Source organism: Paenibacillus sp. 2RAB27 (assembly GCF_052115445.1).
Classification (GTDB): domain Bacteria; phylum Bacillota; class Bacilli; order Paenibacillales; family NBRC-103111; genus Paenibacillus_E.
The window spans coordinates 36,685-49,331 of record NZ_JBFRGR010000039.1; the positions used below are offsets into that span (position 1 = coordinate 36,685).

Here is a 12,647-nt window from a genome sequence, read left to right on the forward strand (position 1 = left end):
AGCCAACCCCATAAATGATAGTAACTTATTTAAGTTTAGTGAAATTATAGTGGTAGTCTGACCCTAAGATCCAAAACAGCAGCAGCCATGGACGAGAAAATAAAGTCCTTGACTGCTGCTGTTTTATTGTACAAACGTTATTCTCTCTATTGGTCTTGTTTTTTGATTTTATTCGGAGACTTTACATAGATACTGTTGAGTATGGTGATTTCTGCGGAGATTTCATAGTCCAAGTCTTCAAACCAAATCTTTTTCCAATCTCTTATTTGTTCATCGTTCATCTTTTTCCGGAAAAGTTGTCCTATAGCTAGAACGTCTGCCTTATCACTTTTAAGATCTGTTATTAGTTTTTGAGCTCTTTTCTCGATGATTTCTTTGAGTTTCTTCGTAATTTGACCCTCCGTTTCTTCGTTTTTATTTTCCAAAATCTCTACTTTCAAGAGAATACGACTTTTTATCTGAGGCCCTGATGCAGTCCAATTGAGGGCATGTTTAATAGTTGCTTTTTTAATCCTCACACTACTATCTTCGGCAACTTCAATGGTTCCACCCGTATATCTTTCCTGAAATACATTGTAAATTAATACTTCATCCGAAGAAATTTCCCCTACCATTTTATCCCCACCCATAATGGCTGATCCTTTAAATTGATACAGGGTATCTGTTCCTTTTGTAAGAATAGGAATCGACATGTCTTGTGTGTTGGATTTAATATTTCGGTAGGCTTCCCATAAGCGTACGATGGTCGTTTCAGGTGTCCAACCAGCCTGCTCACTGAAAAAATCATAAGAGGAAAGCTCTGGATTTGCATTGATTTCGTGATGGATAACATCATGGAAATCGCCTTTAACTATCGCTAGTAACCCTTTAATGGAGATATCGTTTGCCTGAATCGCATAATCGATAATATCGCCAATACCTTCCTTTGCCGTTTTTTCACAGATAAGGAACAGTCGGATATGGAGAAGATCAATACTTTTTTCCGATTTTGTTCGGATGTTGTCAACCGCATTGTTGATTGTCGCGGAGCTGCTCTCCATATATTGAGAGCCTTTTTTTTGAGGACTCGGAATTTGTAAAATAATTCTGTAATCCTGATTCTTCTCTTTACATATTCCCATCACTACGGGCATGAGTCGCTTATTAATATCTTTCGTATCCCAACAACCTGTAAGGAGTGTACTCAGGGTACTTAGAACCAGTACAACCGTTAGAAATGATCGATGGATCAAGCCGGCTTCCTCCTAACCCTCAAACCCATGAGAATGATGACAAGTGKGATACCAATGATGCAGTAGAAGCATAAGATAGTATTTAACGTAATATATTTCCCTAGTTTATCGATATTATCCAAATAACAACTGAAGATATAGGATAAAATGCCAACGATGAGGACTGCTATCCCTCTATTCTTTTTCAAAAATAGTTTTTCGATCAGCGTTGACATCATCCAGAAACTCACTGCAGCTGCTACCATCGAGATAGCGATCATGGCAATAACGAAAAAAGTTGGGAGCCAATCAAATACAATCCACTCACTATCAATCGTGTCAGAAGTCAATACATTCGGATAGCGAAAATAAATAATCGATTCCTGACCGAAAATGAGCATGGGCACATACACAGAGGACATTGCAAAAATAAGAAGTATTCCCAACATCGAAGTGATTTGGCGAAATGGCAATCGCCGCCTCATCTTAACCAATCCTAAGAACAAGAAGCCCGCATGCACGAAAAAGGCAGAATAAAACGTCGGTTTCTTGAAGAAACTGAGCCGAGTATCGATGATTGGATAGATGTTATTGATATCGAAATTACTCATTGCGCTAATCAAAGAGAATAGCACCAAGGGAAACACACAGATGAATACGACCATACCTCCTCTTGAGATCGCGTCATAGCCTTTCCAAGCGACGTAAAGGGGAATGATATACAACAATAAAATGAAATACGTAGGGGTATTAGGCAGTAATAGGATGCTGATCGATTCCATTTCATAGCTGTGCGTAAAGTTGGAATCCAGAAATAAATAGACGATCAGCGGAATAAGCAAAAGACGCGCCATCCATGTCCCTGATACTTCTTTGCATATATCAACGAGGTCCTTACCTGGAAAAGAAGCAAGTCCCTTCACATAAACCCATACGCAGCACAATTCTAGAAGAAAACCAAGAACAATAGGCTCCCAATGCCCTTTGGATGTAGACTCAATCATTTTGACGGGATAGATATAAAAATACAACGAGAGGTGAACGATGACAAACATCGTTAATAGGGCTTTATTGCTCATTTGTTTTTCACTCTTTTGGTAGAAAGGCTTAAATAGGGCACCTCAAACGTTGTAATTGTGCCAAGGTAAAAACAAAACAAGACGATCGATACCATTAGGCCGAGTATGCCATACATAGCGCTAAATAAAATGACTACATATTTGTACAATCGGATGGATACTGTGTTCATATAGGTGCCCATCGTAAAATGTGCAATTGTCGATCCAGCTACAACAATGATAAGAAAGTAACTGACTAACCTTGCTTGAACGACCGCTTGTCCTAGAATAATACCGCCAACCATCGTAATGGTTGGACCAATACTTTTGGGAAGACGAATGCTCGCTTCGATGACCATTTCAATAATAAACAGCATGAGAAGCAATTCAACTAACACGGGATAGGGAACTCCTTCTCTCGAGTTTGTTATCGATACAGCCAATTGAATCCGCAACAATTCAGGGTTCACAGAATTAAGAACTACATATAACCCTGGCATGGTTAGCGCGATGATTAAACTCGCGATACGAATAATTCGGTATAAATACATGAACATTGGTAGTTGATCTTTATCTGTTTGTACCTCCCAAAAGTCCGATATAATAGAGGGAAACGAAATCGAGAACGGAAAATGATCTAAGAAAAGGATCACTCGACCGTCCATCAGATTGTGTTTGGTTGTCGAAGGAAGCTCGGATGTGACATAGGTTGGAACAAGACTGTAGGAAGGCTGTTTGAGCGCTTTCAGCAGCCCTTGAACATTCGAAACATCCATCATGGCATTATCATTCAAGCAGGTATGGATGAGTTCAACGACCTTTGGATCCACTTGTCCATCCACATAAAGAACAGCCACATCACGTGGAAGTGTAGATCCAAGGGTAAAGTTCTGAATATGTAAATTTTTGATTTTCATTTTATTGCGTATAAGACTTATGTTGGCATAAATGTCTTCCGTAAAGGCATCTAACGAAGTCTGAATCGGATTCTCCGTTTGTGCAGACGTAATACCTCGATTCATGTTGACGGAAGAGGGCTCAATCAACATGTTATCGTAGCCTTCTTGTGGGAAAATAACCAACTTACCTTGTAATACGGCATTCACGATCTCAGTCAAGGGGACATTCACTCTTACCGATGGGGATAAGCCGATTTGTTCGATCGGATTGTCCTTGCCATGAAGAAGTGACAGCCTATTAACTAGGTTGTCAAACGTTTCTTCATAATGAACCAATGTTTCTAAATAGCATATGTGGACATGCGCCTCATAAATATAAGCATCCCTGCTTACAAAATCAGATGTATGCTCAAAAACTTCATCGATATAGGCTAGTTTTTCTATTGATGTCGTTCTGTTCATCTTTCTTCTCGCCTCTTTACTTGAAATTTCCTCTCCTTTTAATATCCTCCAATTCGGTTTCGATTACTCTAAAAAAGAAAAAAACCAGTGTCTCAGCCTGATGTTCAGACTGCACTGGTCATTTAACTATCGTTCTATCTATCCGAGATTAGCTGCTTGTCGTTTATACAAATCTTCCAATACTAAGCACGCCATCGCTTCAACCACGGGTACGATTCGCGGGCAAATACATGGATCATGGCGACCTATCGTTCGAATTTCTTGTTCCTCCCCATTCACATTTAACGTCTTCTGGGCAACAGAAATCGAAGAAGTCGGCTTCACACTAATTCGAAAAATAATTTCTTGTCCCGTACTAATCCCCCCTAGAATTCCTCCAGAATGGTTACTGAGAAATCCGTCACTATCCATTTCATCATTGTGCTCACTACCTAGCATTGTTGCAGCTGAGAAACCCGCACCAAATTCAATCCCCTTCACAGCGCCAATAGACAGCATTGCTTTCGCCAATTCAGCATCCAATTTATCAAATACCGGCTCTCCAAGACCAGGCATAACTCCACGAATCCGGCATTCTACGATACCTCCACAGCTATCACCAATCTCAGCTAATTGCTCAATTTTTTCAATCATTTTGGCTCCAGCAATCGGATCACATGCACGTACTGCATTGCGTTCAATCACATCTTCATCGAAGGTCTGACAAGGAATTCCTCCGATTTCCTGGGAATAGGCTACCACTTGTACACCTCGATGTTCAAGCAGTTTTCGAGCGATTGCCCCACCTGCTACCCTGCCCGCAGTTTCTCTACCCGAAGCTCGCCCACTTCCGCGATGATCGCGGATTCCGTATTTCTGCAGATAAGTGAAATCCGCATGGCCTGGTCGAAACGAGTTCTGAATATCATTGTAAGCTTCCGGCTTCATATCTTGATTATAGAGATTGACAAACAGCGGCGTACCCGTCGTTTTCCCTTCGAAAACACCCGATAAAATATGAATGATATCATATTCTTTGCGTGGTGAAGTCACCGAGGATTGGCCAGGCTTTCTTCGATCCATCTGTTTCTGAATATAGGCTTCATCGATCTCGATGCCTGGTGTAACACCATCCACAATGACGCCTACCGCGGCTCCATGTGATTCCCCGAAAGTTGTAATTTTGAAAATTTCACCGAAAGTATTTCCTGCCATATGATTGTAATCCTCCTATTTAGTAAGTAACTTCTATGCCTAACGTAGACCTCTTTTGTATTTTTGCTATATGCCAATTATAATGAGTTCTATGAAATAAATGAAATTGGAATATACACAACTTGTCATAGAGGTGATCTATATCAAATGATGAATTTAGAATGGTATCGTATCTTTTTACATACGGCCAAATGCCGAAATTTAACGAAAGCTGCGCAAGAACTTCATATAACGCAACCGTCCGTGAGCTATGCCATTAAGCAAATGGAAGAGGCAGTTGGGCTTAAATTATTTCATCGTCTGTCCAAAGGTGTTGAGCTCACAGAAGAAGGACGCACGCTGTTTGACTATGTGGAACAATCCTTTGCTATGCTGGATTCGGGACAGAAGCATCTTCTCAATCTGAAGCAATTACATCAAGGTGAGATTCGGATCGGGGCAAGTGATTCATTGATTAAGCACCTCCTGTTACCTCAGTTGAATGCTTATCATAGGCAATATCCAGGCATTCGGATTCGTTTATCACACGGGAAAACGGGCGAGATTACGAAGCGTTTAAAGGAAGGTGAAATTGACTGTGCCATCGTTCATCTACCGATCGAAGATTCGGATTTGACGATTCACACGTTAGCGACATTGGAGGATTGTTTCGTGGTTGGGGAAGATTTCCGAGATTGGACGAACCGTTCCATCTCTACGAAGGAACTCGCGGGGCTACCTCTTATCTTCTTGTCACCAGGGAGCAGTACTAGAGTGTCTATAGAAAAATGGTTTGCATTGCAAGGATTCGCGGTGAATCCAGATATTGAATTAGGGAATATTGATCTCTTAGCGGAGTTCGCACGGTTAGGTTACGGGGTTGCCTTCATAAGTCGGTCATTTGTACAGGATGAGCTTCGATCAGGCACTCTCTTTGAGCTCACATTGGAGGAAACACTTCCACCGCGCAGCATTGGTTTGGCTGTTCGTCGAGATATGAAATTATCGCTAGCTGCTGAAGGTTTTGTTCAGATTCTACTCGCGTAGTTTGACGTAAATGAACGATATTCCTTGTTCCAACGTCTTAATTAAAGTAAGAAATCTAACTGTTTAAGGAGTAATGCATGAAAAATTTTCTCACATCACGATTAAACTGGACTAGAATTAGCGATCAACTAGAGTCTTATTGGGAAGCAAACGTACTGAAATGGAAGAAACGCCTAAATCCATTGACGAACAAAATCGGATTTGGCATCTACTTTTATAAAAACATGACCTTAAACCTCAATCGTTTGAACAAAGAAATTTTACAAATTGCTGAGGATCATATCCATCTTGGACTTCTCAAGAAACCCGAGTTCCCCAGTTTTATCTCCGTTGTTGATGGCATTCATGCGTCCACGATGGTTATGAAACTACCCAATCATATCACGAAGCAAATCACGACTATGGTTAGAGCGCTCCCTGGGTTCAAATCCTTACAAGCCATTGCCTGTGAGTATGGGTACAAATGTGAACTGCATTACAATCAAGGGAAAGCATTTTTCGGATCGTTGCAGATTCACTTTATCAAAATCAACACGTTTCCAACGATGTCGGCTTAACTTCTACATAACACCCTATTCCGCGTCAAAATAAAAAAATCTCCAGTTATGGAGATTTTTTTCTGTATTTATGTCTATTCAATTGAATATCGAATAAAAGCTAGCAATGCTAATAAGCCTGCTGCAATCGAGATGACGTACAATGATGTAAGCCTTACCCACTTCGTGCCTGTTTTCTGAAAATAGGACTGATCCCCTTCACGATTTTTACGAGAAAAACCGATGAGGAATGTCGACAATAAGCCAAACAATAAAATAACAGAAAATATCACAAAGTAAATGGATGTATTCATAAGAAAAGCGACCACCCTTCTTTTGTCTAATCAAAATGTCTTCACCTAAATTATATAGGAGCTTGTATGATAAATCATATACATCCGCTTCCATGTTCATACAAATTTCAAAAAGTATCTGTTTTTATGACGCGAAAATGTCAATTTTAGAATAATAGTAAACTTAACTTATATTATGTAAACAATAATCATTTATTATGGATCCCCCACGGGAAACATTTGTTATAACTGTATTTTCAATTGCACAAGATTCTATTCAACCGTTATGCTACTCGTAAATACTTAATCTTGTGGAGGCCATAACGATGTTAAAAATCGGAATTATTCTCGGCAGCACTCGCCCAGGACGTAGAGGCGAAGTCGTCGCTCAATGGGTACATGAAGTAGCGAGCAAACGTACGGATGCAATATTTGAGATCGTCGATCTGGCAGATTTTAGTTTGCCACTTTATGATGAACCTCATCCACCTATGATGATGAAATACACGAAAGAACATACCATTGCTTGGTCGAAAGCAATTCAGGGTTACGACGGCTACATCTTCGTGACACCAGAGTATAATCATGCCGTACCAGCGGCGCTGAAGAACGCGCTAGATTTCCTATTCAATGAATGGAAAGATAAAGCAGCTGGCATCGTCAGTTATGGTGGAGGTACGGGCGGAGCGCGTGCTGCAGAGAACCTAAGACTCATCTTAGCTGAATTACATATTGCCGGCGTGCGTGCTCAGGTAACCTTGTCCCTCTTTACTGATTTTGAGAACTTCACAGTGCTCAAGCCCAATCCGCGTCAGGATGCCGCTGCGAACACCATGTTTGATCAAGTCATTGCTTGGAGCGGGGCTTTGAAGACATTGCGTTAATACCTATCCAAGCAAAAGAATGTGAAAAAAGCTGATTTTAGGGTTCCCCTATTTCAGCTTTTTTGGTCTATTTCATCAAAACGCAAGGTGAACATAATCGCATATTCAATCCTGCTTAGCGCTTCAGGTGTGAAATCCGACRTACGAATTTCATTCGTACTCGTCGCATGCATTCCCCAGACATGAACGGACTCATTCGTGTTGAGGATGCGGGGGTCACTATTTTGAATCAAACCTATAGCGTTCAGTTGATTATCCCATGGAGCGGTAAAAACAGCTATGTTTGATCCTGAATGAGATCGCAAACCTACTTTTATCGTGTTCAGAGCAGCTTGCCCTTCTATAGCAACTTTATCTATGGAGATGATGACCTCCAGTTCTTTACTTTTTTCCGCTTGTGTCTGAAAGAACAAATCGCCAATTGCCCCGATCGTCTTCTCTTTCTTTCCATTTCGCCAAATATCAATATCCAACGTTGCATGTGGTTTCGTACCTTGATAACGTAATTGAAATGCTCCCGACATTGCCCCCATAAATGGCTTGAATTTAGCACCATCCMCCTTGAACAACTCTACAGGTGTAAGAGCTATTTCATTAGCTTTAAGGCTTGGTTTATACTCAAATAATTCTGAACAACCAACTGTCAATAACGCCAGCATGGTTATCACAAGAGATAGTCTAAAACATTTAAAAATACGATGTGTCATGGCTCTTCCTCACTTTTATAATTTATGTATATATATTCCATATGAAGTTTGTGAATTCCTTCTATTTTAATTTGTTTACATAACATATGTTATGTTTACTTATGTTCAATAAATTCGAAATATGTTTCCCCCATTTAATTTCAAATGAGATAGTCGATTTCCCCGACTATCTCGCCCAACAAAAAAACCGCTCCCTGCACTCAGGAAGCGGTCCACTCACTTACTTTTTAGCGATAACAGGATCAGCCTGGCTTTGCATTTCAGCCACAATTTTATCGATACCTGCTTGTTTCAACTTGTCTTTGAAAATTTGCAAACCATGTCCAGCATCGCTAGGATCAACTAAGCCGTAAAATAACGGTTTTCCATACGTTTCCATTACATTGCTGACTGCCGCAACTTCGTTCTTCACTTTGGTATCATCGAACGTAAATGTCTCCAATGGATGGTTAACTGTTACGGTTTTCTTCCAGTTCTCTGTGAATTTAATCGTTTCTTCGGCAACTGTCGAATCCAGACGCTCATTCAATGAGTTCCAGCCCCATGGATCTGTACCAGATGGCGGGAAATCGGCCGACGCAGGTAGAGGCTTGAATTGATCTTTGCCTACCGGCTCATAGTGCTTGCCTTTGATACCGTAGTTGGTCAAATCATGAATCTCTGGGTCATAACGAAGAAGGTCAATCGCCATCAATGCACGCTCATAGTTCTTGGAACCCGCGTGAATGGACATCCCATTGTTGATGAATGGATTAGATAGACGTTTCTTGTCTGCGCTTAGATCGTATAGCTCCACTTTCCAATCCGGATGCGTCGTTTGCATTTCGGATTTCGTACGCAGCAGAGTTCCAAGGTTCCACTCGACAGAAGCTAACTTACCATCTTTGAAACCTTGTGTTTTATCTACTTTGTTCGCAATCGCATCACGGGACCATGCACCGGTCTTCTGGGTATCGAACATTTTCTTAGAGAATGTAGCGAATTCTGGTGTATCTACATAGCTAAACAGCTTACCTGTTGCTTCTGTTACTTTATACACGATAGGCAGCTGCGGCACGACAAAGTTCCACTCGTTCGGCTGAATCAACTCTACCGAATTAAACTCACTTACTCCAATGCTTGGCTTGAAATCTTTCTCTTTCTCCGAGATTACTTTCAAGTAATTCACATAATCATCATACGTCTTTAGCTCAGGCAAATTATACTTCTGACGCAGATCACCACGAATACCGATCATATGATAGCTGTATTCAAAATTGTTCTGTGGAATCATATAAATTTTCCCGTTGATTTTCGCTTGCTCCCAAGCGACCTTCGGCTCTTCGGCCCATGTTTTTGGCGCGAATTTCTTGATTAGATCCTCCGTCAAAGGCATGAAACCATTCTTCGTAGCTTGCTGAGCATAATAGGACCACGTCGCTGAGAAGACAAGATCGAAATCTTCATTCGCAGCAAACATCAAAGGATATTTCTGTTGATATTCGCCCCAATCCAAGAAGCTAATATCGAGTGTGGCATTAATCTTTTGCTTCATTAATTTATTGACTTCCCCATATACCTCATCAAAAGCCTTCGGCTTGGAGCCTAACAGAACCGTTTTCAGCTTAACTTCCTTGCTTGTATCAATACCCGTATTAGCAGCTGCAGTCGCGGAAGCGCTTGCTTGTGGAACCACTGATGTACTTGGAGAAGGCGATGCTTCTTTGGTGCTGCAAGCTGTGAGTACAGTTCCCATTGCAAATAAGGATGCCAGACTGAGTGTGGCTAATTTCTTCGTGTTTGCCATGTTATTCTCCCCTTATAAATGATAGATAAGTTATGATAAACCGGGAATAGGAATTCCCGGGGCTACCCTTTTTTACCCTTTTACAGCTCCAACTGTCAAGCCTTGAACGAAATAACGCTGTACGAACGGATACAAGAAAATGATCGGTCCCGTTACAAGAATGGCTAAGGCCATTTTCAAACTCTCGCCAGGCAAGTCAGTTACCTGCATACCGGTTATCGCCATCACCTTGCGAATCCCTTCGAGATTTCCTAACATTTTATAAAGCAAATATTGCAGGGTGTACAGTTTCTCATTCTGCACAAACAGCAACGAGTTAAACCAATCGTTCCAATAATTCAGCGCGGTGAACAAGCCAATCGTAGCTAGACCGGGTTTAGCCAAAGGGATAATCAATCGTACGAAGATCGTGAAATCCCCTGCTCCATCGATTTTGGCAGATTCAGTAATCGCATCCGGGATGCTGCGCAGAAACGTTCGTAAGATGATAATATAGAACACATTTAACAATGGCGGGACAAGCAGCGCCCAGAAGGTATTCTTCATGTGTAAATAGTTAACCATTAAGATATACCAGGGAACAAGTCCACCGTTAAACAACGTCGTAAAGTAGAAGAAGAACGAAAATCCGCTGCGCCATTCAAAATCCTGACGTTGCAGCACATACGCTGCCATCGCGGAAATAAATAATCCGACAACTGTACCTGTCACCGTTAAAGTGATGGTCAACAAATACGARCTCACAAATTGCTGTGGATGCTTGAGCGCGAAGGTGTAGGCATCCCACGAAAATTCCTTTGGCCATAAGCGAAACCCATCGCTAGTAATCGATGACTCACTCGTTAATGAGCCACTGATGATGAGCAAGAACGGAATCAAGCATGCCAAACATATCACTGCTATAAAGACATAGCCAACCGCATCCAAGATTCGCTGATCGATTTGACTCTTTTTTACACTGGTCGTACTCATAGTTCCACCTCGCAAGTTGCTGTAAGTTTAGAATAACGCATTATCTTTATCGGATTTACGTACTAGGAAATTCGTCACCATGATGGTTACAAAACACAGAATGGATTGATAGAAACCGATCGCAGACGACATGCCGATTTCATTATTGACCAGTAGTGAGCGGTATACATAAGTGTCAATGACATCTGTCGTTTCATAAAGCAGGCCGTTATTACCMACAAGCTGATAGAACAGTCCAAAATCACCACGGAAAATGCCGCCAATCGCTAACAGCACAAGTATTGTAATCGTTGGTCGAAGTGATGGTAAGGTGATGTATCGAATGCGCTGGAACACGTTGGCTCCATCGATTTCGGCTGCTTCATATGTCTCACGGTCAATGCTCAGAATGGAGGCCATATAGAACACGGCGCCATACCCCACTGCTTTCCAAGCCGAGAAGAATACCAAGATATATTTCCAATACTCCGTCGTTGTATAGATATCTAATTCAGGAATGTGCAACGCACGCAGAACCGTGTTTACGGTTCCATGCTCGTAGTTAAACAAATTGTAAGCAACCGCCCCTACGACAACCCAGGATAAAAAGTAAGGTAAAAACATAACCGTTTGCGCTGTTTTTCGAAACAGCTTGGACCCGATCTCCGCCATGAAGATGGCGACAATAATTTGCAAACCATTATTAATTAGAATGAATGCCGCATTGTACAGCAGTGTGTTCCTGGTTACTCGGAAGGCATCTCCTGTCATAAAGAAGAACTTAAAGTTGTCCAAACCTACCCATGGGGACCCCATTATTCCTAAATCATAGCGATACTGCTTGAACGCCAGCACAATGCCTGCCATCGGTACATAGCTGAACAGCAAGAAGTAAATAACAGCCGGCGCAATCATGAATAACAGCGCTTTCTTGGATCTCATGCGATACAGGAGTCCTGTTCTCATCTCTACCTTTCCCCCATCCGTTTCTAGTTGTCTCTCTCCTATAACTAAATTAACAGGTTACTTGGAACGTGATAACCCGACAAAATATCGATTCCCTGTAACTTTTGCAGATACGTCCTGTAGCTAGTGGTATTGCGTGTAAATATGAGATAATCTATAGCTACATCTAAGGGGGGTTGCCTGTCATGAAACTTCTATTTGCAGAAGATGAGAAATTCACGCGAGAAGGCGTACTCAAATCCGTCAGTTGGGAGCGTCTTGGCATCACCGAACTCCATGAAGCTGTAGACGGTCTGGATGCTGTGGCTATTGCGGAACAGTTTAAACCGGACATCGTGCTCACTGATATTCGCATGCCGCGGATGGATGGCATCGAACTTGCCTTTCATCTTCGCCGCAAGTACCCGCAGTGCAAAATCGTCTTTATGAGCGGCTATGCCGATAAAGAATATTTGAAAGCCGCGATAACCTTGAAGGCGGTTAGTTATGTCGAGAAACCAATTGATGTGGAAGAGTTGGAAGATGCTCTGCGGGGAGCAATTGATATCGTGCTGGAAGAACAGCGACATGTTGCCAATGATACGGTAGCCAAAGAAAACAAGAGCTACATGAAGCAAGAAGCCGCTTTGCAGTTGATTCGCGGCGGTTACGATGAGGATATGCTGCATAGTCGC

Annotated in this window: 13 protein-coding genes; 4 read left to right on the forward strand and 9 right to left on the reverse strand. The window is 41.7% G+C overall.

What is annotated here, in order from left to right; genetic code table 11:
• Positions 1-146: 146 nt before the first annotated feature.
• The 4 genes from AB4114_RS30810 to aroC all read right to left on the reverse strand — a co-directional run bounded on the left by AB4114_RS30810 (position 147) and on the right by aroC (position 4,824).
• Entirely contained in the window at positions 147-1,232 is a 1,086-nt protein-coding gene (locus AB4114_RS30810; RefSeq protein ID WP_441991830.1) for a Ger(x)C family spore germination protein, read from the reverse strand.
• Complete coding sequence (locus AB4114_RS30815; protein ID WP_441991831.1) at positions 1,229-2,290, reverse strand: GerAB/ArcD/ProY family transporter; 1,062 nt, start codon at positions 2,288-2,290, stop codon at positions 1,229-1,231. The genes AB4114_RS30810 and AB4114_RS30815 overlap by 4 nt, the downstream gene beginning before the upstream one ends.
• Positions 2,287-3,630, reverse strand: coding sequence for a spore germination protein (locus AB4114_RS30820; RefSeq protein ID WP_441991832.1), 1,344 nt, complete (start codon positions 3,628-3,630; stop codon positions 2,287-2,289). The genes AB4114_RS30815 and AB4114_RS30820 overlap by 4 nt, the downstream gene beginning before the upstream one ends.
• Positions 3,631-3,768: 138 nt before the next feature.
• The gene (aroC, locus tag AB4114_RS30825) at positions 3,769-4,824 is read right to left on the reverse strand and encodes a chorismate synthase (protein WP_441991833.1); all 1,056 of its coding nucleotides are present in this window, start codon (positions 4,822-4,824) and stop codon (positions 3,769-3,771) included.
• A gap of 147 nt (positions 4,825-4,971) precedes the next feature.
• On the opposite strand from aroC, the gene AB4114_RS30830 reads away from it, so the two are divergent.
• Positions 4,972-5,850 carry a LysR family transcriptional regulator gene (locus AB4114_RS30830; protein ID WP_441991834.1) on the forward strand — a complete coding sequence of 293 codons (879 nt, stop codon included), beginning with the start codon at positions 4,972-4,974 and terminating at the stop codon, positions 5,848-5,850.
• A gap of 77 nt (positions 5,851-5,927) precedes the next feature.
• A complete protein-coding gene (locus tag AB4114_RS30835) occupies positions 5,928-6,407 on the forward strand; it encodes a hypothetical protein (RefSeq protein WP_441991835.1) in 480 nt (159 codons plus the stop codon).
• A gap of 74 nt (positions 6,408-6,481) precedes the next feature.
• On the opposite strand, the gene AB4114_RS30840 is transcribed toward AB4114_RS30835, so the two are convergent.
• The gene (locus AB4114_RS30840; RefSeq protein ID WP_171636023.1) at positions 6,482-6,700 is read right to left on the reverse strand and encodes a hypothetical protein; all 219 of its coding nucleotides are present in this window, start codon (positions 6,698-6,700) and stop codon (positions 6,482-6,484) included.
• 305 nt (positions 6,701-7,005) lie between these two features.
• On the opposite strand from AB4114_RS30840, the gene AB4114_RS30845 reads away from it, so the two are divergent.
• Positions 7,006-7,563, forward strand: a complete 558-nt coding sequence (locus AB4114_RS30845; RefSeq protein WP_441991836.1) for an NADPH-dependent FMN reductase — start codon at positions 7,006-7,008, stop codon at positions 7,561-7,563.
• 53 nt (positions 7,564-7,616) lie between these two features.
• Here AB4114_RS30845 and AB4114_RS30850 read toward each other — a convergent pair whose 3' ends face one another.
• The 4 genes from AB4114_RS30850 to AB4114_RS30865 all read right to left on the reverse strand — a co-directional run bounded on the left by AB4114_RS30850 (position 7,617) and on the right by AB4114_RS30865 (position 11,973).
• Positions 7,617-8,270 carry a hypothetical protein gene (locus AB4114_RS30850; protein WP_441991837.1) on the reverse strand — a complete coding sequence of 218 codons (654 nt, stop codon included), beginning with the start codon at positions 8,268-8,270 and terminating at the stop codon, positions 7,617-7,619.
• 220 nt (positions 8,271-8,490) lie between these two features.
• Positions 8,491-10,056, reverse strand: coding sequence for an ABC transporter substrate-binding protein (locus AB4114_RS30855; protein WP_441991838.1), 1,566 nt, complete (start codon positions 10,054-10,056; stop codon positions 8,491-8,493).
• Positions 10,057-10,128: 72 nt separating this feature from the next.
• Positions 10,129-11,028 carry a carbohydrate ABC transporter permease gene (locus tag AB4114_RS30860; protein WP_441991839.1) on the reverse strand — a complete coding sequence of 300 codons (900 nt, stop codon included), beginning with the start codon at positions 11,026-11,028 and terminating at the stop codon, positions 10,129-10,131.
• Between the two features lie 27 nt (positions 11,029-11,055).
• Positions 11,056-11,973 (reverse strand): ABC transporter permease, encoded by a 918-nt coding sequence (locus AB4114_RS30865; protein ID WP_441991840.1) that lies wholly within the window; start codon positions 11,971-11,973, stop codon positions 11,056-11,058.
• A 185-nt stretch (positions 11,974-12,158) separates the two neighbouring features.
• Here AB4114_RS30865 and AB4114_RS30870 point away from each other — a divergent pair.
• The coding region (locus tag AB4114_RS30870; RefSeq protein WP_441991841.1) for a response regulator at positions 12,159-12,647 on the forward strand (489 nt) is incomplete at its 3' end.

Coding starts and splice junctions, on each gene's coding strand:
- AB4114_RS30830 (WP_441991834.1), top strand. CDS start 4,972: ATGATGAATTTAGAATGGTATCGTATCTTTTTACATACGGCCAAATGC.
- AB4114_RS30840 (WP_171636023.1), bottom strand. CDS start 6,700: ATGAATACATCCATTTACTTTGTGATATTTTCTGTTATTTTATTGTTT.
- AB4114_RS30855 (WP_441991838.1), bottom strand. CDS start 10,056: ATGGCAAACACGAAGAAATTAGCCACACTCAGTCTGGCATCCTTATTT.
- aroC (WP_441991833.1), bottom strand. CDS start 4,824: ATGGCAGGAAATACTTTCGGTGAAATTTTCAAAATTACAACTTTCGGG.
- AB4114_RS30835 (WP_441991835.1), top strand. CDS start 5,928: ATGAAAAATTTTCTCACATCACGATTAAACTGGACTAGAATTAGCGAT.
- AB4114_RS30845 (WP_441991836.1), top strand. CDS start 7,006: ATGTTAAAAATCGGAATTATTCTCGGCAGCACTCGCCCAGGACGTAGA.
- AB4114_RS30820 (WP_441991832.1), bottom strand. CDS start 3,630: ATGAACAGAACGACATCAATAGAAAAACTAGCCTATATCGATGAAGTT.